At 69.1% G+C, this 21,427-nt stretch carries 17 protein-coding genes; 9 read left to right on the plus strand and 8 right to left on the minus strand.

Going from position 1 to position 21,427, the window contains the following annotated elements; all coding sequences use genetic code 11:
* On the plus strand, positions 1-1,083 hold the full coding sequence (locus ACYVDN_RS06905) for a protein kinase family protein (protein ID WP_460569751.1): 1,083 nt from the start codon (positions 1-3) through the stop codon (positions 1,081-1,083).
* Positions 1,084-1,219: 136 nt separating this feature from the next.
* Here the strand turns inward: ACYVDN_RS06905 and ACYVDN_RS06910 are convergent, their stop codons facing one another.
* Both ACYVDN_RS06910 and ACYVDN_RS06915 read right to left on the minus strand, forming a co-directional pair.
* On the minus strand, positions 1,220-4,537 hold the full coding sequence (locus ACYVDN_RS06910; RefSeq protein WP_460569753.1) for a UvrD-helicase domain-containing protein: 3,318 nt from the start codon (positions 4,535-4,537) through the stop codon (positions 1,220-1,222).
* Positions 4,530-7,604, minus strand: coding sequence for a PD-(D/E)XK nuclease family protein (locus ACYVDN_RS06915; protein WP_460569755.1), 3,075 nt, complete (start codon positions 7,602-7,604; stop codon positions 4,530-4,532). The genes ACYVDN_RS06910 and ACYVDN_RS06915 overlap by 8 nt, the downstream gene beginning before the upstream one ends.
* Positions 7,605-7,847: 243 nt before the next feature.
* Between ACYVDN_RS06915 and ACYVDN_RS06920 the strand changes: the two genes are divergently transcribed.
* Both ACYVDN_RS06920 and ACYVDN_RS06925 read left to right on the plus strand, forming a co-directional pair.
* Positions 7,848-8,072: a DUF3107 domain-containing protein gene (locus tag ACYVDN_RS06920; RefSeq protein ID WP_460569757.1), complete on the plus strand. Its 225-nt coding sequence runs from the start codon at positions 7,848-7,850 to the stop codon at positions 8,070-8,072.
* Between the two features lie 81 nt (positions 8,073-8,153).
* The gene (locus ACYVDN_RS06925) at positions 8,154-8,465 is read left to right on the plus strand and encodes a hypothetical protein (RefSeq protein WP_460569759.1); all 312 of its coding nucleotides are present in this window, start codon (positions 8,154-8,156) and stop codon (positions 8,463-8,465) included.
* A 178-nt stretch (positions 8,466-8,643) separates the two neighbouring features.
* Here ACYVDN_RS06925 and ACYVDN_RS06930 read toward each other — a convergent pair whose 3' ends face one another.
* Positions 8,644-9,360 (minus strand): ferritin family protein, encoded by a 717-nt coding sequence (locus ACYVDN_RS06930; RefSeq protein ID WP_460569761.1) that lies wholly within the window; start codon positions 9,358-9,360, stop codon positions 8,644-8,646.
* 142 nt (positions 9,361-9,502) lie between these two features.
* Here ACYVDN_RS06930 and ACYVDN_RS06935 point away from each other — a divergent pair, with 142 nt between their 5' ends.
* Positions 9,503-10,957, plus strand: coding sequence for a DEAD/DEAH box helicase (locus ACYVDN_RS06935; protein ID WP_460569763.1), 1,455 nt, complete (start codon positions 9,503-9,505; stop codon positions 10,955-10,957).
* Here ACYVDN_RS06935 and ACYVDN_RS06940 read toward each other — a convergent pair.
* Positions 10,954-11,832 (minus strand): PHP domain-containing protein, encoded by an 879-nt coding sequence (locus ACYVDN_RS06940; RefSeq protein WP_460569765.1) that lies wholly within the window; start codon positions 11,830-11,832, stop codon positions 10,954-10,956. The two genes, ACYVDN_RS06935 and ACYVDN_RS06940, sit on opposite strands and share 4 nt — an antisense overlap.
* Positions 11,833-11,904: 72 nt before the next feature.
* Between ACYVDN_RS06940 and ACYVDN_RS06945 the strand changes: the two genes are divergently transcribed.
* Complete coding sequence (locus tag ACYVDN_RS06945) at positions 11,905-13,455, plus strand: aminopeptidase P family protein (RefSeq protein WP_460569767.1); 1,551 nt, start codon at positions 11,905-11,907, stop codon at positions 13,453-13,455.
* Positions 13,456-13,482: 27 nt separating this feature from the next.
* Here the strand turns inward: ACYVDN_RS06945 and ACYVDN_RS06950 are convergent, their stop codons facing one another.
* Entirely contained in the window at positions 13,483-14,208 is a 726-nt protein-coding gene (locus ACYVDN_RS06950; protein WP_460569769.1) for a YflT domain-containing protein, read from the minus strand.
* A gap of 98 nt (positions 14,209-14,306) precedes the next feature.
* On the opposite strand from ACYVDN_RS06950, the gene ACYVDN_RS06955 reads away from it, so the two are divergent.
* The 3 genes from ACYVDN_RS06955 to ACYVDN_RS06965 are packed head-to-tail and all read left to right on the plus strand — an operon-like array spanning position 14,307 to position 17,332.
* Complete coding sequence (locus tag ACYVDN_RS06955) at positions 14,307-15,629, plus strand: magnesium transporter (protein WP_460569771.1); 1,323 nt, start codon at positions 14,307-14,309, stop codon at positions 15,627-15,629.
* Positions 15,616-16,158 carry a DUF1003 domain-containing protein gene (locus tag ACYVDN_RS06960; protein WP_460569772.1) on the plus strand — a complete coding sequence of 181 codons (543 nt, stop codon included), beginning with the start codon at positions 15,616-15,618 and terminating at the stop codon, positions 16,156-16,158. Before ACYVDN_RS06955 ends, ACYVDN_RS06960 begins: the two co-directional genes overlap by 14 nt.
* Positions 16,151-17,332, plus strand: coding sequence for an Mrp/NBP35 family ATP-binding protein (locus ACYVDN_RS06965; protein WP_460569774.1), 1,182 nt, complete (start codon positions 16,151-16,153; stop codon positions 17,330-17,332). Before ACYVDN_RS06960 ends, ACYVDN_RS06965 begins: the two co-directional genes overlap by 8 nt.
* A gap of 93 nt (positions 17,333-17,425) precedes the next feature.
* On the opposite strand, the gene ACYVDN_RS06970 is transcribed toward ACYVDN_RS06965, so the two are convergent.
* The 3 genes from ACYVDN_RS06970 to ACYVDN_RS06980 are packed head-to-tail and all read right to left on the minus strand — an operon-like array spanning position 17,426 to position 20,656.
* A complete protein-coding gene (locus tag ACYVDN_RS06970; RefSeq protein WP_460569776.1) occupies positions 17,426-18,913 on the minus strand; it encodes a pyridoxal phosphate-dependent decarboxylase family protein in 1,488 nt (495 codons plus the stop codon).
* Complete coding sequence (locus ACYVDN_RS06975) at positions 18,906-20,270, minus strand: MFS transporter (RefSeq protein WP_460569778.1); 1,365 nt, start codon at positions 20,268-20,270, stop codon at positions 18,906-18,908. The genes ACYVDN_RS06970 and ACYVDN_RS06975 overlap by 8 nt, the downstream gene beginning before the upstream one ends.
* Before the next feature lie 47 nt (positions 20,271-20,317).
* A complete protein-coding gene (locus ACYVDN_RS06980; protein ID WP_460569780.1) occupies positions 20,318-20,656 on the minus strand; it encodes a Sec-independent protein translocase family protein in 339 nt (112 codons plus the stop codon).
* A 75-nt stretch (positions 20,657-20,731) separates the two neighbouring features.
* Here ACYVDN_RS06980 and ACYVDN_RS06985 point away from each other — a divergent pair, with 75 nt between their 5' ends.
* The gene (locus ACYVDN_RS06985; RefSeq protein WP_460569782.1) at positions 20,732-21,364 is read left to right on the plus strand and encodes an O-methyltransferase; all 633 of its coding nucleotides are present in this window, start codon (positions 20,732-20,734) and stop codon (positions 21,362-21,364) included.
* The last annotated feature ends 63 nt before the right edge of the window (positions 21,365-21,427 follow it).

Raw genomic sequence — 21,427 nt, forward strand, 5'->3', positions numbered from 1 at the left:
ATGGCCAGATCCCATCTCACTCTAGCCGCGCTGGCCACGTCGGCCGTGCCCGACCTGGACATCGCAGGCACCCGCAGCTACAGCTACGACCTGCACGGCGATTTCGAGTCGGCACTGCTCACCAGCAGGGACGGAACCGAGCTGATCATCCGGGTTCCCGCGTCGCAGGATGCCGAGACCGAGCAGAGCGCCGACCTGATCGCGCTGCGCTCGCTCACCCCCGGTGTGCGCGCGAGGCTCCCGTTCGACGTGCCGGAGTACGTCGGTCAGACGCCCATCGGCGGCACCCGTGCCGTGGTGTTCACGTTCCTTCCAGGCGACAAGGTCGCCCTCGAGAACGTGCAACCCGGCGACGGTCTGGCCGCCTCTATCGGGCGTGCCATCGCGGCTGTTCACTCGCTGCCGGCGTCGTTCGTGGCTGAGGCCGGACTTCCCGCCCTCAGCGCCCTCGACTGCCTCGCGGCGACGAAGACCCTCATCGCCTCAGCAGACGGCACCGGTCATGTGCCGGCGGCGCTCTCCAAGCGCTGGAAGGAGGCTGTCACGGACGATGACCTGTGGCGCTTCCAACCGACGGTGATCAACGGTGCGCTGACGATCGACTCGTTCATCGTGCGCGAAGAGTCCGTGGTCGGGCTGCTCGGCTGGTCGGCGCTCAGGGTCGGCGATCCGGCTCGCGACCTGCACTGGATCCTGGGCATGGGAGCGGATGCCGCCGAATCCGCCATCGAGGCGTACTCGCTGACCCGAGGGGCGGCTTCGGACCCGAACCTGCTGTTCCGAGCGACCCTCTATGCGGAGCTGGAGCTTGCGCGGTGGCTCATGCACGGCATCCAGCTGCACGATCAGTTGATCGTGGACGACGCTGTTGCCATGCTCGACGGTCTGGTGGAGCGGGTGCACGACGACGATGCAGATCCGCTTGCGCCGACCACCGGGCCGATCATGGCGATCACCGACGTCGAAGCACTGCTCGACGCGACTCCGGTGGCGCGAGCCGCCGGCGATGCATCGCTAGGCCTCCTGCCGGTCGCTGAGGAACGGCCGCCCGCCGAGGACGACTTCGACCGCGACGACGACTGAAGCGCTGCTACGGGTTTCGAGACGCGCGCGGCTACGCCGCGTGCTCCTCAACCCACGGGGGCGCGCACGCCTGCGGCGTGGTCCTCAACCCACGAGTCTTCGCAACGCAGCCTGACCGCCGGACGGGCGGAGGCATTCAGGCCGCCGCGAAGCCGCTTCCCGAAGCTGCCGTGTTCGCTCGCCACAGCTCGAGGAGCTCGTGCTCGTCGACGAGACCGGTCGGACGGATGACGAGGTCGTCGGCAACGTAGTAGAACGCGGCATCCACGAGCGCCGGGTCGATGCCGCGCCAGCGGGCGAACGCCACGCGGTAGAGCGCGAGCTGCAGCTGCTTGCGAGCGAGATCGTCGGCGTCTTTCGGCGGGCGTCCGGTCTTCCAGTCGACTATCTCGTACCGGCCATCGCGCTCGTAGACGGCGTCGATCTTGCAGATCACCAGGTGTCCGTCGAACGGAAGGTGGATCTCCCGTTCCACCTCGACCGGCTTGCGGTCGGCCCATGGTGAGCGCTCGAACGTGCGCTGCAGCGCCGAGAGGCGTTCGTGTTCGAGTCGTTCGACGGCGCCGGGCGAGTCGTCGGCGCTGCGCGAGTCGTCGGCGCTACGCGAGTCGTCTGCGGCGCGCGAGGATGCGTCGCCGCTGTTCGAGAACGCCGCGGCGAGTGCGCCGGGCTCGTCATCCAGCTCGGCCGCGAACGCGTCGATCACCTCGGTGCCGCCCGCGACACCCGCGCGTCGTTCGACCCAGGCGTGGAACAGCGTGCCGAGCCGGGTCGCGCGATACGGTCGCTCCGGCATGGGTCGCCGGAGCTCCTCGGCGACCTCCTCGGGCCGCGACACGTAGTCCTTGAACCGAGACGCGGGGATGCGCGTGGGCAGCGCGATCTCCGTTGACGCCCTGAGCATGCGCTCGCGCTCCGCGAGCAGCACTTCCAGGTCGCGGGCCCAGCGTCCCGATCGCCCCGGCTCCGCCTCGCGAACCAGATCGGCGGCACGCTCGACGGCGTCGCGCCTCCCGCCCAGCGGGTCGAGGGGCCACCTGATCGTCTCCTCGCCGTCGCCGAACGGGCTCTCCTCACTGACCGAAGCCTCCGGCAACCCCGGCACGACACCCGCCTCGGCGAGCTCGACGAGATAGCGACTCGGACGGCGCGGCCGCAGCTGCGATGACCAGAACGAGCCGGTGAGCAAGAGGCCGTGCCGAGCCCGCGTCACGGCGACGTAGGCGAGGCGGCGCTCCTCACGCTCGTAGTGGTCTCCGACGTCCTGCTTGAACGACTCGCGGGCATCCCGCACTTCTTTACGCGTGGTCGCCCCGCGCCAATCGAAGCTGGGCAACTCGTCGGCGTCACCACGGAACTCCCACGGCAGTCGTCCGAACCCGAGCCAGGCGTTGGTGCCTTCCACCGGCGTCGACGGAAGCTCACCCTCGACCATTCTCGGCACCACCACGTGGTCCCACTCGAGTCCCTTCGACCCGTGCACAGTGAGGATCTGCACCGTTCCCGGCTCGGGCTTCTCGCTGCGGGGCGTGAGCGTGTCGCGTCGTTCCGCCTCCCGCAGCCATCCGAGGAATCCGGGCAGACCGGCGGTCTCGCTGACCGCCAGGTAGTCCCCGAGGGCGTCGAAGAAGGCGTCGAGTGCCCCGCGTCCGCCGGTGAGCGTCTCGTTCGCCGCGAGCTCGATGTCGAGACCGAGCTCGTGCTCCACCAGCGTGACGAAGTCGAGCAGCCCGAGACCGCTGCGGGCGCGAAGGCGGGCGAAGAGGCGGCCGGCTTCGCGCATCCTCGACAGTCCGATCGTCGAGATTCCTTCGAGCATGCGATGACCGTCCGGCGCGTGCACCAGTGCGTCCAGGGCGTCGACGATGGATGCCTGCTCGCTGTCGATCACGCTCGCACGCAGAGCGGACCGCACCTCGTCGTCGAGGCGCTGCTGCCGGTAGTCGTGCTCGGCGAGCCACCTCGCAGCCTGCCGCAGTCCTCGCAAGTCGCGCACGCCGATGCGCCATCGGGATCCTGCCAGCAGACGCAGCAATTCCGAGCCGGCCGTCGGGTCGTCCACGACGCGAAGGGCGCAGACCAGGTCGGCGATCTCGGGCTCGGCGAGAAGGCCGCCGACGCCGAGCACGTGATAGCGAACCCCGTGCTGCCGGAGCGCCGCGGTGAACGCCGCCTGCGTCGACCTGGAGCGGAACAGCATGGCGGCACTGGGCGGCGCCTCCACCACACCACGGCGGTCGCCCGAACCCTCCGCAAGCCGCTCCTTCAGCCAGCGGGCGGCGGCGTCAGCCTCGTCGGTGACCGCCTCGGCGAAGACCGCGTCGACGGGCCGTTCACTCGCTGCCTGCGACGGAGTCAGCGCGGCGACGGCGACCCGTGAGCGTGCGGTCAGCTGCTCGACCAGAAGGTTTGCAGCGTCGAGGATGCCCGTACCGTTGCGCCAGCTCGTCGTCAGCGAGAACCGCTGGGCGACGCCCGCACCGAACGTGGCGGCGAAGTCGTCGAGGTTCGAAGCACTTGCTCCGCGCCATCCGTAGATCGACTGATGTGGATCGCCGACGGCCATCACGGCGGTGCCTGCGAAGAGCTCGGCGAGCAGTCGAGTCTGCACCACCGACGTGTCTTGATACTCGTCGAGAAGTACGACCCGGTGTCGCCCGCGGATGCCGGCGGCAACGTCGCTCGACCGTCGCACGATCTCCAGGGCGAGTGCCACCTGATCGGAGTACTCCACCAGCCCGCGGTGGGTCTTCGCCGCGTCGAACTCCGCGGCGAGGTCGAGGAGCAGCGGAAGGTGCCCTACCGCACGTGCAGGCTCCACGACCTCTTTCTCGTACGCGCCCCGCCCTCCGTTCGGGAGCTCCTCGAGAGCGGCGAACTCCTTCGCCATCGCCGCGACGCGGTGTCGATCGGCCGTGTTCTCGCCCAGCGAGTGCGCCAGCTCGAGCACGGCGCGGGTGACGGCATCGACAGACTGGTCGAGCTCGTGAAGCCTGGAGTCGTCGCTGCCGACGACCACGCTCCTCGCGAGCTGCCACGCCGACGGCTCGCCGAGCACCGCGCCGTCGCTCTCTCTGCCGAGGAGCAGTGCGTTGTCGCGGTACAGGGTGTTCGCGAACGCGTTGTAGGTCGACACCTGCGGCGGATCGAACACATCGGGCTCGTCGATCAGGCCGGCATCGGCGAGACGCCCCACGCGATCCCTGATGCGCTCCCTCAGCTCCCCCGCAGCCTTGCGCGTGAACGTGAGCCCGAGCACCTGGCCGGGCTCGACCAGACGATTGGCGAGGAGCCAGAGCACCCGGAACGCCATGGTCTCCGTCTTGCCGCTGCCCGCTCCCGCCACGACGAGTGCGGGTTCGAGTGGCGACTCGATGACCGCCCGCTGCTGCGGGGTGGGCCGATGGCTGCGGAGAGCGTCGGCGATGGCATCCGCGCTGACCTTCTCAGTCACTGCTCACCGCCTTCACCCTGTGCAGGCGACGCACCGCCGCGAACGGCCCGCGGTCCGCGACCTCTGCGCGGCCCTCGAACTCCGCGACGGCAATGGCGGTCGCGGCCTGGCGGATGCGCTCCCTGAATCCCTCGAGGCCTTCGTCGTCGAGCACCGCCTGCTCGCCCTCCCGGTACGACTTACCGCGAACCCCCTCGCGCACGAACAGCAGCTTCGCCCCGGCGGCCCTGTGCGGCGCGAAGGGCTCGCACAGCTCATCGAGCTGCCCTGATGCATATGCGAGCTGATAGACGCCAAGCTGGGGCATCGCCGCGAGCTTCGCAGGGCTTGTCTGCGGTGTTCCCGTTTTGAGGTCGACGATCGTCACACCGCCGGACGGGTCGGCCTCGATGCGATCGATCATGCCGTGAACCTGGGCGCGACCGACGTCGAGCGTGAACCGCTGCTCGGCGGCCACCACCCGTGTGCCCGCACGTTCGGCATCGGCGAGGTATTCGGCGACGCCGCTCACCAGCCGACGTGCCGCGCGCTTCTCCCGTGCAGCGATCCATGGCGCTTCGAAGACGAGCTCCTTCCAACGCGACTCGACCGCGGCGAAGAGTGCGTCGACCGAAGGGTCGTCGGCGGTCTCCATCGCCCAGTGCACGATGGTTCCGATTCCCATGGCGGTGCTCGTGGTCGAACCGGCGATGTCGTCGAGGAACCAGTCGAGCGGCGAGTCCTCGATGGCCTCGATGCGCGACGGAGACACCGGAACGGTCTCGTCACCGTCGAACAGCTCTGCCGTGCTCGACGGGGCGGCCAGACCCTGCCACTGTTCGGGGTCCGCCCCCGGAACACCCGCCGCCGCAAGCTCCGCGAGCCCCGATGCTGCTGCGCTGCGGCTGCCGTCCGTCGCCACGTCGCTGGTGAGCTCACGTCGCAACAGCCCGGTGAGACCGCGGAGTGTCATGGGCGGAGCAGCGGCGCTCACACTGGGAGTACCGCGTGGTGCCAGGCCGAAGAGCACGCTCGGCTGCTCGTCGTCGTCGGAGACCGAGGCAAGCACGACCTGCCTGCTCGCCCGCGAGACCGCCACCGTGAACATCCTCAGTTCGTCTGCCAGAACCTGCTTGCGGGCGTCGATGACGACCGGTGGCTCCCCCGCCGCCGCGCGAACCAGCGCGTCGGTGTTGAGCAGCGTGCCGCGAACCCGGAGATCGGGCCACACGCCCTCCTGGAGTCCAGCGACCACAACCACGTCGAACTCCCTGCCGACCACACCGGACGGCGTGGCGATGAGCACCGACTCGGTCGAGCCCGTCGGCGACAGCGTGTCTTCCGGAACGTCGGCGTCGAGCATGCGCGCAAGGAACACCGACGGCGGAGAGTCGGGCTCGCGTTCCCCGAAGCGCTTCGCTGCCGTGAACAACGCCACGACTCCGTCGAGGTTGCGGTTGGCCTCGGATGCCGCCATTCCGGTTCCGGAGGCGGCCTGGCGCCATCGGGGTCCGACCGCCGACTTCTCCCACACCGCCCAGAACAGCTCTTCGATCCCCGCCCCCGCGGCGGACGATATGCGCACCGCGTCGAGCACCCGCGCAAGTCGATCCGCCTCGCGTGCGATGCGGTGATCGATCGTGGCCAGTCGGCCCGGCGCAGCCATCGCCTCGACGAGAAGTGCATCGGCAGCACGGTCGCCGCCGGAGGCGACCTCCTCTGTGCGCAGGGCGACGCGCAGCCGACGGAGCGCCAGCCGGTCGAGCCCGCCGAACGGGCCGAGCAGCAGTGTCGTGACGCCCTCGACGTCGAGTTCCGAACGGCCGATCGCGAGATCGACCAGTTCGAGCAACGCGCGCGCAGCCGGATCGTCGCGCAGGGCAGTTCCCGCCGACGTGCTGCGGGTCGGCACCTCTCCGGCGGAGAGTGCCCTTGTCACGCCGTCGAGTAGCGAACCCGAGCGCACCACCACGGCCAGCCGCGACCACGGGATACCGTCGATCAGATGCCGTTCGCGCAGCAGACCAGCGATCGCCGACCACTCGCGCGCCGACGTCGGCGCCTCGATCGTGAGAAGGGGAGACAAGCCGTCACCGTCGACCGGAGCAGGCAGTGCGCCCCGGTGTCCGACGATTCCGGCCGTACCGATGCGCTCGGTGATGGAGCGTGTGAGGTCGCGGAGCGGGGCGGGCTGTCGATGCGCGACGCGCAGGAAGTGCACGGACATCCTGCCGCCGAAGCGCGCGACCACGTCAGCGGAGCCGCCGCGGAAGACGCTCGTCGCGACATCCGGATCGCCGAAGGCCACAACGGACACGCCGCGGGATTCGAGGGCACGCAACAGGCCGAGTCCCAGCTCCGTCGCCTCTTGGAGGTCGTCGACGACGACGAGCCGCACGCGATCGACGGCGTCGCTCACGTCGCCCCGCTCGACCGCGGCGACGGCGTAGCGCACGAGCTCGGCCGCGTCGAGCTGGTCGGGCCGGGCGCTCGTGATCGAGCCGAGGTAGTCGTCGATGAAGTCGGCCGCCGCGATCCACTCGGGATGCCCGTGCTCGACGCCGAGCACTCGCATGCGCTCCGGCGTGATCTCGTGCTCCGTCGCCCGCATCATGAGCTCGCGCAGCTCGGTGCGGAATGATCGGAGGCCGCGCACCGCCTCGTTCAGAGGCTCCGGCCAGCCGGGCCCGACACCGTCTTCGACCTGGCCGGCGAGGAGGGCCGCGACGTCCGCGTCTTGCTCGGCACCCGTCAACAGAGTCGGAGGCTCGCCGCCGGCCTCGATGGCTGCCTGGGCGACGATGTCGAACGCGAGCGACGACACCGTGCGTGCGAGTGGACCGTTGACGGCTTCGCCGACGCGCAGGCCCAGTCGGTCGCGCAAGCGGGTCGCGCTCGCCCGGTCGAACGCGAGCGCGAGCACCGACTCTGCGGGAAATCCGAGGCGATGCACTCGATCGGCAACCAGCTCGACAAGAGTCGTGGTCTTTCCCGTTCCCGGTGCGCCGACGACCAGCGCCGATTCGGAGGCATCGAGTGCGAGAACCGCACGTTGCGATGCGTCGAGTTCGGGTTGCTGCTGTGGCACGGATTTCACGATAGGGGCGGCCTCCGACATCGCGGGGGCGACCCTCTGGCATCGCGTCACTCCGTGTGCGGCCGCCGATCATGCCGGCGGCGTTCGGTTCCGAATCGGCGTTTTCTGCCGTCAGTGAACTGCTCGGACCGTGTCGAGCGCCTGCCGTAGTGTGACTGACGGATGCTCAGCCGGCGCCGACGAGAGAAGACGACGGGGCGGGCATCCCTCGCACGACACAACGGAAGGCCCTTCGTGGAAATTCGCATCGGAATCGTCAACGCCCCCCGTGAGCTCAGCTTCGAGTCAGGCCAGTCGGCCGCGGAGATCGAGGCGGCTGTGAGCGCCGCTCTCGGCGGAGGCGAGAGCACCCTTCAGCTGCGCGATGAGCACGGCAGCCTCTACATCGTGCCGACGGCCGGCATCGCCTACATCCAGGTCGGCAGCGAGGAATCGCGCCGCGTCGGCTTCGTCGCGTAACCTGGCCCGGCGGGCCAGACTGCCGGCAACGGCACGGCGGCCCGCCGACGGCACATTCCGCGAACCACGAAGGCACGGCCCATGGAGCTTCTCTTCATCACCCTCGGCGGCGCGATCATCGGACTGATCGCCCGCTACACCCTGCCGTATCGGCACGAGCACGGCAGCGTGCTGATTCCCGCGGTAGGAGCCGTGGTCTCCGCGGTGCTCTGGGTCGGCCTGACCTGGGCGGGCTTCAAGTGGAACGCCGGCTGGATCTGGTGGATCACCATCATCGGTACGGCGATCATCACGGTCGGCGTCGATCTTCTGTTCGGCACACTCCGCAACCGCGCGGACGATTCGCGACTGCGCCGCCTCACCCACACGGGCGTTCCTTCCACGGGAGCTTGAGCCTGGCCGGGACTGCGCCTGATTTCATCAACCTGAGACTTCGGGTATGAGATGAGACTTCTGCCTATTCGCGAAGTCTCATCGCGTGGCCCAAGTCTCACTCGATAGGTCGAAGTCTCAGGCAGCCGATCAGGCCGTGAGGCGGACAGGGGCGCTAGGCGGACAAGCCGTGGGGCGATCAGGCTGTGAGGCCCAGCGCGTCCATTCGACGCGTGTGCGCACCGATGATCTCGGTGAAGACCGGGTCGATGCGCTCCTCGTCGGATCGCTGGTTGCCCGACAGCTTCAACGCCGAACGCGCGACCAGCAGCGTGTCGCCCACGAGCCTTCGACCCCACATCGCCAGGCGCGAGCCGAGCGTGCCATCCTCAGCGATCTCTACGGCGAGGATGGCCGCGAGCTGGTCCGTGCCGGTCTGGGAGCCCAGCAGGCTGGCGGCCCGCGGTCCGACATCCCCCGGCAGCCCCTGCGCGAGGCGCATGAAGAAGTCGCCGAGCAGGCCGTCGGTCACGTAGACGCCGAGCAGGGTCTCCTGCCAGTCACGCCCGATCGTGATCGCCTGGAAGCCGTCGACGGCCAACGCGAACGGCGCCATGACGGCGGCGGGCTCGGCGTCGTGTCTGCGGATCTCCGCGAGCACGGCCTGATGACGGCTCAGCGCGGCACCCGCGGCGAGCGCCACCGATTCCTTGCTGGTCAGCGACGGCACCTGCTGCACGACGCGCGACAGGGTCTCGAAGGCCTGCAGCTGCAGGTATGCGACCTGGCCGAGGTAGGGAAGCAGGTCGGGCGCGATCTCGTGCAGATCCACCCGGACGGCGGATGGCTGTTCTCGCCTCGGCTTGAGCTTCGGCGCATCGACGGGGGCCGACTTGCGGGTGAACCAGGATGCCACGGTAAGCAAGCCTATCCCGGTAGAATGGGCGTGCCGTCGGCACAGGATCGACGGCCCTGCGCCCCGGAAGATGTGACGACCGTGCGGGCGCGGCCATCCGCGATCCTCAACGGATCCGCATCTCTTTCGACAGGCAGACCACGTGACGTTCTCCGATCTGAACATCGATGCCGACATGGTGCAGGCACTCGCCGCCCAGGGCATCACGGACCCCTTCCCCATCCAGCAGCAGACCATTCCGCTCGCCATGAGCGGCCAAGACATCATCGGCCAGGCCAAGACCGGAACGGGTAAGACCTTCGGATTCGGCTTGCCGCTCATCCAGCGCCTCGGCCCGAACCCGGAGCCCGGAGTGCAGGCGCTCGTCGTCGCTCCCACCCGTGAGCTGGCGATCCAGGTCGCCGAGGACCTCGAGCTGGCCACCTCCGGACGACCGACGACCATCGTCTCCATCTACGGCGGCAAGGCGTACGACGGGCAGATCGAGCAGCTCAAGGCCGGCGCCCAGATCGTCGTCGGCACGCCGGGACGTCTGCTCGACCTCGCGGGCCAGCGACTGCTCGACCTCTCCCACGTGCGGGAGATGGTGCTCGACGAGGCCGACCGCATGCTCGATCTCGGCTTCCTGCCCGACGTCGAGAAGCTGTTCTCCCTCACGCCTGCGACCAGGCACACGATGCTGTTCTCGGCCACCATGCCCGCACCGATCGTCGCGCTGGCGAGGCGGTTCATGACGCGTCCGATCCACATCAGGGCCTCCGAGCCCGATGAGGGTCTGACGCAGGCGAACATCAACCACGTCATCTACCGCGCACACGCTCTCGACAAGGACGAGGTGATCGCGCGCATCCTGCAGGCCGAGGGGCGAGGCAAGACGGTGATCTTCACCCGCACCAAGCGTGCGGCGGCCAAGCTCGTCGAGGAGCTCGGCGACCGCGGCTTCAACGCAGCCGCCGTGCACGGCGACCTCAGCCAGGAGCAGCGCGAGCGCGCCATGAACGCGTTCCGCAGCGGCAAACGCGACGTGCTGATCGCCACGGATGTCGCAGCTCGCGGAATCGACGTGATCGACGTCACCCACGTCATCAACCACACCATTCCCGAGGATGAGAAGGCCTACTTGCACCGCGTCGGCCGTACCGGACGCGCCGGCAAGCAGGGCACGGCCGTCACATTCGTGGACTGGGACGACCTGCACAAGTGGGCGCTGATCAACCGCGCGCTCGAGTTCGGCCAGCCGGAGCCGACGGAGACGTACTCCTCGTCGCCGCACCTCTACAGCGACCTGAACATTCCGATCGATGCCAAGGGCCGCCTGAAGCCGACGCCCGCCGTCAAGGCCGAGCGCCAGGCATCAGATGGTGGTTCCGAAGAGCGACAGGGCTCGGGCGCGTCGAGCAGCCGCAACCGTCGGCGTACTCGCAGCGGCTCCGGCTCGACTGGCCAGGCACCCGCTCAGGATGCCGGAGCTTCGGCCGAAAAGGTCGCCGCAGGCACCCACGACGGCCAGGGACACCAGCACCACGACGGCAACAGCGCACCGCGTCGCCGGCGTCGCCGTCGCCCGTCGAGCGGAAGCGCGCCGGCTCAGGGCTAGGCGGACGACGCGCCGGAGTGCGCCAGGAACGCCGACTCGTCGAGGATGCGCTCCAGCGACTCCGGCGGCGTCGTGTTCTCCCCGAGCCGGTTGGGCTTGCCTGCGCCGTGGTAGTCGCTCGATCCCGTGAGGATAAGACCGTACTGATCGGCGAGCTCCCGGATGGCCGTCTTGCCGTCCTCGGTGTTCTCACGATGGTCGAGCTCGAGGCCTGCGAGGCCGGTGTCGACGAGCCTCCGGAAGTAGACGTCGTGAATGATGCCGTCGCGCCCGCGGGTAGCGGGGTGAGCGAGCACGGGAACGCCGCCCGCTCCCCTGATGAGCCGCACGCCGTCGAGCGGTGTCGGTGCGTAGATCGGCTCGTAGTACCCGCCACGCGGATGCAACAGGGTGGCGAACGCCGCGGAGCGGTCCGGCACCACCCCGCGCGACACCAGGGCGTCGGCGATGTGCGGGCGTCCCACCGTCGCGCCGGGCGCCGTGTGTGCGAGAACGTCGTCCCACGACAGGTCGTAGTCCATTCCCAGCCGGGCGACCATCGTCTCTGCACGGCTGCGTCGGGCATCCCTGATGCGCTCGAGCTCCGCCGTCAGCGGCTCGTCGGTGGGGTCGAATAGATAGGCGAGCATGTGCACGCTCTTCCACCCGTAGCGGGTCGACAGCTCCATGCCGGGGATGAACGTGAGACCGACCTCCGACGCGGTGGCGGCGGCATCCTCCCACCCGCCCGTCGAGTCGTGATCCGTGAGCGCGACGGTTCCGAGGCCCGCACCGGCCGCAGCCCTCACGAGCTCGGCGGGCGACTCCGTGCCGTCCGACACGCTCGAGTGCGTATGCAGGTCGATCGGTGCACGGAATGCGCGGGGATCGGACATCCCTCCATCGTATTGCCGCTCGCGACTCGACCATGGGGAACCGTGGCCGCGGAACGGGAGAGAATGGAACGCATGGACGACATCGACTCCACAGCCACCGCATCGCCCGCGTCGGGATCGGCAGCAGCCGCTGACGTGACGGGACAGCCGAAGCCGCGCGCGACGCAGAACCGCTCCACCACCCCGGCGTCATCGTCGTTCGCCGAGTACATCGGCTCGGGCTGGGCCGAGCGCACCGACACCGTTCCCCCCGCCCGGGATGCCGCGGCACCGGCCGCCGCCAACAGGGCAGCGATCTCGGCGAAGCACGCAGGCGAGCGTCTCATCGTGCCGGCCGGTCGCCTGAAGCAGCGCTCGAACGACACCGACTACCCGTTCCGCGCGCACTCCGCCTTCACCCATCTGACCGGATGGGGGTCGGATGCCGAGCCGGGCAGCGTGCTCGTGCTGGAGCCCACCGCGGAGGGCCACGACGCGACGCTCTACTTCCGCGAGCGCGCGAGCCGCGACTCCGACGAGTTCTACGCGAACCCGGAGATCGGCGAGTTCTGGATCGGCCCTCGCCCCTCCCTCGCACAGGTGGCCGGCGACCTCGCACTGCCCACCCGCGCCGTCGCCGACCTCGAATCGGTGCTCGATGCGGTCGACGAGCGCACGCTCATCGTGCGGGAAGCCGACCCCGACCTCACAGGCCGCCTCGATGCTGTGCGCCTTCTGCAGCTCGACGATCGCGTGTCGGACGCCGCCGCGGATGACGCCGACGACACGCTTGCCCGCGACCTCTCCGAGCTGCGACTCACGAAGAACGACTGGGAGATCGGCGAGCTCCGCGCAGCGATCTCGGCGACGGCACGAGGATTCGACGACATCGTGCGCGAGCTGCCCCAGCTCGGCGCCAACGAACGAGGCGAGCGGGTGATCGAGGGTGTCTTCAACGCCCGGGCGCGCCTGGACGGCAACGCGGTGGGGTACGACACCATCGCGGCGTCCGGTCCGCACGCGTGCATCCTGCACTGGACCCGCAACAACGGCCCCGTCGTGCCGGGCGACCTCGTGCTCATCGACGCGGGCGTCGAGGTCGACAGCCTGTTCACCGCAGACATCACGCGCACGCTGCCGGTCGACGGCACCTTCACACCGACCCAGCGACTCGTGTACGAGACCGTACGGGAGGCAGCCGACGCAGCCTTCGCGATCGTGCGTCCGGGCATCCGGTTCCGCGAGGTGCACGCAACGGCCATGGAGGTCATCGCGCGGCGCACCGCCGAGTGGGGAATGCTGCCCGTCACGGCGGACGAGGCGCTGCAGGCCGACCAGCAGCAGCACCGCCGCTACATGGTGCACGGCACGAGCCACCACCTCGGCCTCGACGTGCATGACTGCGCGCAGGCGAGGCGCGAGTTCTATCTCGACGGCGTGGTCGAAGCCGGGATGACGTTCACGATCGAGCCAGGGCTGTACTTCCAGCCCGACGACCTCACCGTGCCCGAGGAGTTCCGCGGAATCGGCGTGCGCATCGAAGACGACATCCTGGTCACGGACACCGGCGCCGAGAATCTGTCGATCGCGATCCCCCGCACCGCCGAGGACGTCGAGGAGTGGATGGCGAGGCTGCGCGCCTGACGAACCGGCCGGTCGTCCGGGCTACTCCTAGCCGTCGCTGTCCTTGTCGTCCCTCGCCGGATCGGCGGGTGGGGGCGGGTTCTCCCCGTATCGCGGCGGGTTCTCCCCGTACCGCGGTTGCTGCTCCCCGTGCTGCGGAGGATTCTCGCCGTATCGGGGCCGTTCGCCGTTGTCGTCGTGCTGCGGCGGGGGCGGCGCGACGTGAGGGGGCGGCGGATCGGAGGGATGACCGGGCTGCAGGAACCCGGGTGCGACATCCTGCACCCCACCGATCCCCGTGAGCAGGTTGCGCGCGCGGTTCGCGGACTCCGGGTCGACGATGACCGAGTAGCTGGTCGCCAGCACCTGGGTCATCGACGTGTAGTCGCGCCTTCGACGTGTGATCGCGTAGGACACGACACCGAAGAGCATGCCGAAGCCGGCGCCCAAGAGCACCGCGGCGATGAGGATGCCGAGTCCGCTCGACGGCGAGAAGATCACGATGAGCAGGCCGAAGAAGATGCCAAGCCACACGCCGGATGCCGCGCCCGCCGCAGCCACCCGTCCCCAAGTGAGCCTGCCGGTCACGCGCTCGACCGTCTTGAGGTCGCTTCCGACGATCGAGATCTGAGCTGCAGGAAAATCGCCCTTGACCAGCATCTCCACTGCGCCCTGCGCCTCGGGGTAGGTCTCGAACGCCGCCACCACTTCGCCGCGGGGAATGGTAGGGAAGATCTGGCGCTGTCGCCCGCCGAGCGGACCTTGGCTGCTCATCCGGCCATTGTCCCACCCACGCATCCGGCGGGGGTCGGAACCGCCGGTGGGGTGCGCTGAAGCCCGTTTCTCCCACCTGCACGATCTAAGGTTTAGACGTGAGTGCAGCACGCGTGTTCGTGGCCCGGTTGGCCGGGTGCACGGTCTTCGACCCCGCGGGCGACCGCGTCGGCAAGGTGCGCGACGTGCTGGTGGTCTACCGCAAGAGCGACCCGCCTCGCGTGGTCGGCCTGGTCGTCGAGATTCCCGGCAAGCGCAGGGTCTTCGTCTCCATCGGCCGGGTGACGAGCATCAGCGCGGGTCAGATCATCACGACCGGCCTGATCAACGTGCGCAGGTTCGAGCAGCGCGGCGGTGAGGTGCGAGTGATCGCCGAGATCCTTGGTCGTACCGTCGACTTCCGTGACGGTTCGGGGCCGGCGACGATCGAGGATGTCGCGATCGAGCAGACTCTGCCTGGCGACTGGTCCATCTCGCAGCTCTTCGTGCGCCGCCCCAAGAGCAGCCCCTCGCCGTTCGCCAAGGGCGCCACGGTCTTCGCAACCTGGAACCAGGTGCGCGAGCGCTCGACGGATGGCGCGGCTCAGTCTGCCGAGCAGTTGATCGCCACCTACTCGGAACTCAAGCCGGCCGACCTGGCGAACACCCTTCTCGACCTGCCGGAGCAGCGTCGCCTCGAGGTCGCGGGAGAGCTGCCCGACGAACGCCTTGCCGACGTGCTCGAGGAGATGCCGGAGAGCGACCAGGTCGAGATCCTGGCCGGGCTCGACGACGATCGCGCGGCCGACGTGCTCGATCAGATGCAGCCTGATGACGCGGCCGACCTGATCGCGCAGCTTCCCGAAGACCGCGGTGAGCACCTGCTCGAGCTCATGCAGCCAGAAGAGGCTGAAGATGTTCGCATGCTGCTCAGCTACGAGCCGGACTCCGCCGGAGGGCTGATGACGACCGAGCCTGTCATCCTCTCCGCCGACGCGACCGTCGCCGAGGGCCTTGCGCTGATCCGCAGGCAGGAACTGGCCCCAGCACTCGGCGCCGCCATCTGCATCACGCTCCCGCCGTACGAGCCGCCGACCGGCAGGTTCCTCGGCATGGTGCACTTCCAGCGGATGCTGCGCTACCCGCCGCATGAACGGCTCGGCACCATCATCGACCAAGGACTCGAACCCGTGACGGCGAACGCCTCAGCCGCCGAAGTGTCACGAATCCTGGCCAGCTACAACCTGGTGTCGGTTCCGGTCGTGGACGACAACCACCGGCTCGTCGGGGTGGTGACCATTGACGACATCCTCGACTTCTTGCTGCCAGACGACTGGCGAAGTCACGACGAAGGCGACGACGTGTTCGACGACACGCATGCGCAGGGCGCACAAGCGCAACCGGCCGGTACGGGAAAGAGGGTGAGCGATGGCACGAGCTGACAAGGCCGTCACACGGCTGGATGCCCCGAAGGGCCTTCGAACGCCCGTGCTGCGGCGCGGCACCCGCAGCAACAGAGACAGGTTCGGCCGGTTCTCCGAGGCCTTCGCACGGGCGATGGGCACCTCGGGCTTCCTGATCGGCATGACGATCTTCGTCGCGGTCTGGCTGACCTGGAACATCTGGGCGCCAAGACCGTTGCAGTTCGACCCGGCCGTCACGAATTTCACGCTGCTGACGCTCATCCTCTCGCTGCAGGCGTCGTACGCCGCACCCCTGATCCTGCTCGCGCAGAACCGCCAGGATGACCGCGACCGGGTGCAGATCGAGCAGGATCGGCAGCGGGCGGAGCGCAATCTCGCCGACACCGAGTACCTGGCGCGCGAGGTGGTTGCGCTCCGACTCGCGGTGAAGGACATGGCGTCGAAGGACTTCATCAGGGCCGAGCTGCGCGCTCTGCTCGATGAGCTGGACGAACGCGACCGCGAGCATTCCGACCGTGCGGTGAGCGACGAGCCGGCGCGTGGCTGAGCGTCACGCGGGCGCGGCGGCCGACGCCGTGCTCGCTGCGCTGTCGCGCGTGACCGATCCGGAGATCAGACGCCCCATCACCGACCTCGACATGGTCGGTGACGTCTCGGTGGATGACGATGGTCGGGCATCCGTCTCGATCAAGCTCACGATCGTGGGATGCCCGGCAGCCGACACCATCGAGCGCGACGTGCGCGCCGCGGTCGGCTCCGTCTCCGGCGTCACGTCACTCGACCTCGACGTCTCGGTGATGACTCCCGCAGAACGCGCTGCCCTCACCGAGAGGCTTCGCGGTGGCCGCGGACGGGTCAACCCGTTCACACCGGACTCCCTCACCCGCGTCTACGCGGTGACCAGCGGCAAGGGCGGGGTCGGAAAGTCGACGATCACCGCGAACCTCGCGGTCGCCCTCGCACAGAAGGGGCTGAGGGTCGGGCTGGTCGACGCCGACGTCTACGGGTTCTCCATTCCGGGCATCCTCGGCCTGGTGCACGACGGGGTGACCCAGCAGCCGACCAGGGTCGACGAGATGATCCTCCCTCCCGTCGCGTTCGGCGTGAAAACCATCTCGATCGGGATGTTCCTCGACCCCGCGCGTGGCCAGGGCTCCTCCACCGCCGTGGCGTGGCGTGGGCCGATGCTGCATCGCACGATCTCCCAGTTCCTCACCGACGTCTACTTCGGCGACCTCGACGTGCTGCTCCTCGACCTGCCGCCCGGCACCGGTGACGTCGCCATCTCGGTGGGGCAGCTTTTGCCAGGCGCCGATGTGATCGTGGTGACGACGCCGCAGCCCGCTGCCGCGGACGTCGCCGTGCGAAGCGGTGTCGTCGCGAGGCAGACGGGTCAGAACGTGTTCGGGGTCATCGAGAACATGGCGGGTCTGGCGCAGCCGGACGGCACCGTGCTCGACCTGTTCGGCTCGGGCGGCGGCGCAGAGGCCGCCGAACGGCTATCGGAGGGTGCTGATGCCCCGGTGTCGCTGCTGGCCTCGGTTCCACTCAGCGTCGACCTGCGCTCGGGCGGCGATGCCGGTGTCCCGATCGTCGTGTCGCACCCTGACGACCCGGCCTCGGTCGCGATCCGCAGCGTCGCCGACCGGCTCGCGGCTCGTCCGCGCGGGCTCGCCGGCCGTTCGCTCAACCCCTCGCTGGCACGCCCCACCGCTGGATGAGGAGCACGCCGTAAGGCGCGCGCCCACCGCAGGTTGAGGAGCACGCCGAAGGGCGTAGGGCCGCGGCGCGGTCCCAGGAACCGGCGGGATGACTCAGCTCGGCTCGACGACGCGCGCCAACAGCTCGGTGAGCAGGCGCTCGGTGAGCTGATGGGGCAGCGCCTCGATCAGCGCGAGGAACGGGGCCATCCGATCGGGAAGCGATCCGTCGCCGGAGCCGAGCAGCCCGAGCGCCCCGAGCAGTGATGCTGCCGTGTCGGAGTCGATCGGCTGGGCAGCCGCCAACGGTCCTCCGCCATCGAGCAGTCCCACGTGCGCGAGCAGCTGGGTGCCGTCGATCGCCGGCACGCCGCGCACGGTATCGGCCGCTTCGACCAGTGCAGGAACGAGCTCGCCGAGCCGTGATTCGGTGACGGGGGTGACAGTGAGATGCGTCGTGTGCGGCAACCTCGTGCCGTCGCTCTGCACCAGACCAGGCTGCTGCTGCAACACCCACCCGGATGCCCGTGCCTGATCCGCCCAGTGGTGCGGGTCGACCCTTCGTTCGGCCGGCACGGAGTCATCCGTCGCCACCGCGAGCAGCGGACCGACCGGGGCACCGACGACGCGAAGGCCCTCGATGCCGGCAACGGCCTCGCGCAGCTCCAGCGTCGCCGTCCTGCAGGACTCCGCGAGCTCGACGAAGCCGTCGACCCCGAGCGCCTGGATGATCGCCCACGCTGCGGCGAGCGCGCCGGCCGACTTCGAGCCGAGCAGCGTCGGGTTCACCACCGGGTATCCCGGCCAGTCCGTGGTCGCGAAGTACTGGGCGCGGTGGCGGTCGCGTCCCCGGTGCAGCAGCACGCTGACGCCCTTCGGCGCATAGCCGTACTTGTGCAGGTCGGCGGAGATGCTGGTCACCCCGGGCACGCCGATGTTCCACGGATCGAGAGCTGATCCGTCATCCCGACTCCAGAACGGCAGGATCCAGCCGCCGATGCAGGCGTCCACGTGACACGAGATGCCCGTGCCATCGCACGCGGCAGCCACCTCGACGATCGGGTCGAGCGCGGCGAACGGGTACGACGGTGCGGAGACGACGACGAGTGCGACATCCGGCCCGAGTCGATCGATGATCGCCGAGGCTTGGAGGGTTCCGGTCAGCGGCGAGACGGGAACGCCGTCGAACTCGACATCGAAGAGCTTCGCGGCCTTGCGGAAGGCGGCGTGCACGGTGGTCGGTGCGACCAACCGCGGAACACCCGTGCCGCCTGATGCCCGCCACAGATCGCGCGCGGTCTTCACGGCCAGCAGGCAGGACTCGGTGCCGCCCGACGTGACCGAGCCGACCACGTCGCCCCCACCGCCCAGCAGGTCGCGGGCGAACGCGACCACCTCGCGTTCGAGCACCGCCACCGAGGTGAAGGTCGTCGGGTCGAGCCCGTTGACGGGCTGCACCTCTCGGGCGGCGGCGGCGGCCAGCTCGTCGAGGTCGTCACGACCCGTGTCGTAGACGTAGGAGAGAACGCGGCCGCCGTGCGTCGGGGCGTCAGCGGCACGCAGCTCGCGCAGCCGCTCCAGGATGCTGTCGTGGTCAGGCATCGATGTCCTCCTTGCGAAGCCGGTAGCGGAGCAGCGGGATCAGGCTCACCGCGATCAGCACGGAAGGGACCACGCTGAAGCTCAGCACGATGCCGCTCACGGCGAGGGATGACTGCGTCACGTTCTCGGTTCCCGTGCTGGCGACGTAGCCGGTGGCCGCGAGCACGATCGACAGCACCGTCGCCCCGAGCGCCATGCCCGTGGTCTCGCCCGCCGTCCACATGCCGCCGAAGATGCCCGCCCTTCCTGGACCGTTCCGTTTCGCGTCGTGCGAGATGACGTCGGGCAGCATGGCCATCGGCAGGGACTGCATCGCCGCGTAGCCCACTCCGCACAGCGCGACAGGAAGGTACACCCAGGCACTCGGCGACCAGAGCAGGAACAGCATGGAGAGCGCGGCGAGACCGAAGAGGATGCTCGCGAACAGGAATCCGCGCTCCTTGCCGATCTTGCGCGCCAGCACGCCCCAGAGCGGGGTCGCCAGCAACGCCGGCGCGATGAGCGCGACGAACAGAAGCGTCACCGCGGCGCTGGAATGCATCACCTGCTTCGCGATGTAGTTCGCGCCGGCGAGCATCTCCCCCACCGCGATCGCCTGCAGCAGGTACGTCAGCAGCAGGGCGCGGAACGGCTGACTGCCGCGCAGCGCACGGATGCCCTCCGCGTAGTGCTGCGCGATCGAGGCCTTGCGAGGGGGTTCGGTCGCCGTCACCCCGGTCGGCGCGACGAACGAGGAGACCAGCATGCCTCCGGCGATCACGACTCCGGCGACCACTGCCATCACCAGGTATCCAAGGTAGGGGTTCCCCGGGAACGCATCGCGCAGCGCCGGACCGCCTGCACCGAACAACAGGATCGAGACCGTGAGCACGACCACACGCCAGGTCAACAGCCTCGTGCGCTGGTCGTAGTCGGACGCCAGCTCGGCGGGCAGAGCGATGTACGGCACCTGGAAGAGGCTGAACGCGGTCGCGGTGAGCAGGAACGCGACGAAGACCCAGACGCCGGCTGCCGCCGAAGGCGTTCCCGCCGGAACGGCGAACGTGACGATGAAGAAGAGCGGCAGCCCGATGGCGCCGGCGATCATGAGCGGTCTGCGGGTGCCGCGGCGGGCGAGCTGTGCATCGCTTCGCGCACCGATCACCGGGTCGATGATGACGTCCCACACCTTCGCGCCCGTGACCAGGATGCCAGCGGCGAGCGCCGCGACCCCGAGGGTATCGGTGAGGTAGAAGACGAGAACGAGACCGGGGAGCGTGCTGAAGCCGCCGGTTCCGAGGGAGCCGATGGCGTAGCGAACGACGGTCGGTCGAGGAAGCGCCGTTCGGATCGGCGTCGATCGCTGCGTTGCGGTCATCCGGGAATCCTACCGGGGTCCCGGTGAGCTTCGGAGGGCGTAGCCGACTAGGTCGCTTCGCTGTCGTAGGGAGGCAGCGCACCCGCGTCGAGCCTCGGAGTCTTCACCGGTCTGCTCAGCGTGGGCGCGGGCTCGTCATCGAGGAGCGCGTCACGGATGATGCGACGAGGGTCGTACTGACGCGGGTCGAGTTTGCGCCAGTCGACGTCTTCGAAATCGGGTCCCAGCTCCTCGCGCATCTTGTCGTTCGCGGTGTCGGCGAGGGTGCGCAGCTTGCGCGCCCATTGCCCGAGCTGGGCCGCGTACCTGGGCAGCCGGTTGGGGCCGATGAGAAAGACGGCGATCACACCGATGATCACCAGCTTCTCAATGGTCAAACCGAACACGGATACAGAGTAACGCGTGCGCCTGCGCGTCCGCCCAGCGGGCGGCCGTATTGTTATCGGCAAGGAAGGAATCGAGTGTCACACCACGATCAGAGCTGGAAGTTCGCGACCGACATCGTCTCGGAGTCCGAGGTCATCCAGGCAGCACGGGCGCAGTCCCTCGAGCTCGGCGTCGACGCCGTCTCCCCCGCCATCGGCGCGCAGACCGCCGTGGTCACAGCAGCCACCGCCGCACGCAACGTTCTCGAGGTGGGCACGGGCGTCGGAGTCTCAGGGCTCTGGCTGATGCGCGGCGCCACCACGGCGACGCTCACCTCGATCGACGTCGAAGCCGATCACCAGCTGGGCGCCCGAGCGAACTTCTCCGAGGCGGGCATCCCGCCTGCCAGGGTACGACTCATCACCGGTCGCGCACGCGACGTGCTGCCTCGCATGAACGAGAACGCATACGACGTCGTGCTGATCGACGCCGATCCGGCAGGCGTCATCGAGTACGTCGAGCACGGACTGCGACTGGCGCGCCCCGGCGGAACCGTGCTCGTGCCGCACGCGCTCTGGAAGGGCCGCGTCGCCGATCCGGCACAGCGCGACGAGATCACCACCGGGTTCCGCACCCTCGTCACCGAGATCGCGGCGTCTCCCGCCGTGGTGAGCGCACTGAGCACCGTCGGCGACGGGCTTCTGCAGATCACCAAGCTCGGCGAGTAGACCCCTCGCCAACAGGCCCAGAGCGAACGAGAGCGGATGCCCAACGGCATCCGCTCTCGTTCT

It is taken from the genome of Humibacter soli (assembly GCF_054779035.1).

Excerpts from the sequence above, each read along its gene's own strand:
- ACYVDN_RS06970 (WP_460569776.1), bottom strand. The coding sequence starts at position 18,913 with ATGCCTGACCACGACAGCATCCTGGAGCGGCTGCGCGAGCTGCGTGCC.
- ACYVDN_RS06945 (WP_460569767.1), top strand. The coding sequence starts at position 11,905 with ATGGACGACATCGACTCCACAGCCACCGCATCGCCCGCGTCGGGATCG.
- ACYVDN_RS06905 (WP_460569751.1), top strand. The coding sequence starts at position 1 with ATGGCCAGATCCCATCTCACTCTAGCCGCGCTGGCCACGTCGGCCGTG.
- ACYVDN_RS06950 (WP_460569769.1), bottom strand. The coding sequence starts at position 14,208 with ATGAGCAGCCAAGGTCCGCTCGGCGGGCGACAGCGCCAGATCTTCCCT.
- ACYVDN_RS06925 (WP_460569759.1), top strand. The coding sequence starts at position 8,154 with ATGGAGCTTCTCTTCATCACCCTCGGCGGCGCGATCATCGGACTGATC.
- ACYVDN_RS06975 (WP_460569778.1), bottom strand. The coding sequence starts at position 20,270 with ATGACCGCAACGCAGCGATCGACGCCGATCCGAACGGCGCTTCCTCGA.
- ACYVDN_RS06940 (WP_460569765.1), bottom strand. The coding sequence starts at position 11,832 with ATGTCCGATCCCCGCGCATTCCGTGCACCGATCGACCTGCATACGCAC.
- ACYVDN_RS06960 (WP_460569772.1), top strand. The coding sequence starts at position 15,616 with ATGGCACGAGCTGACAAGGCCGTCACACGGCTGGATGCCCCGAAGGGC.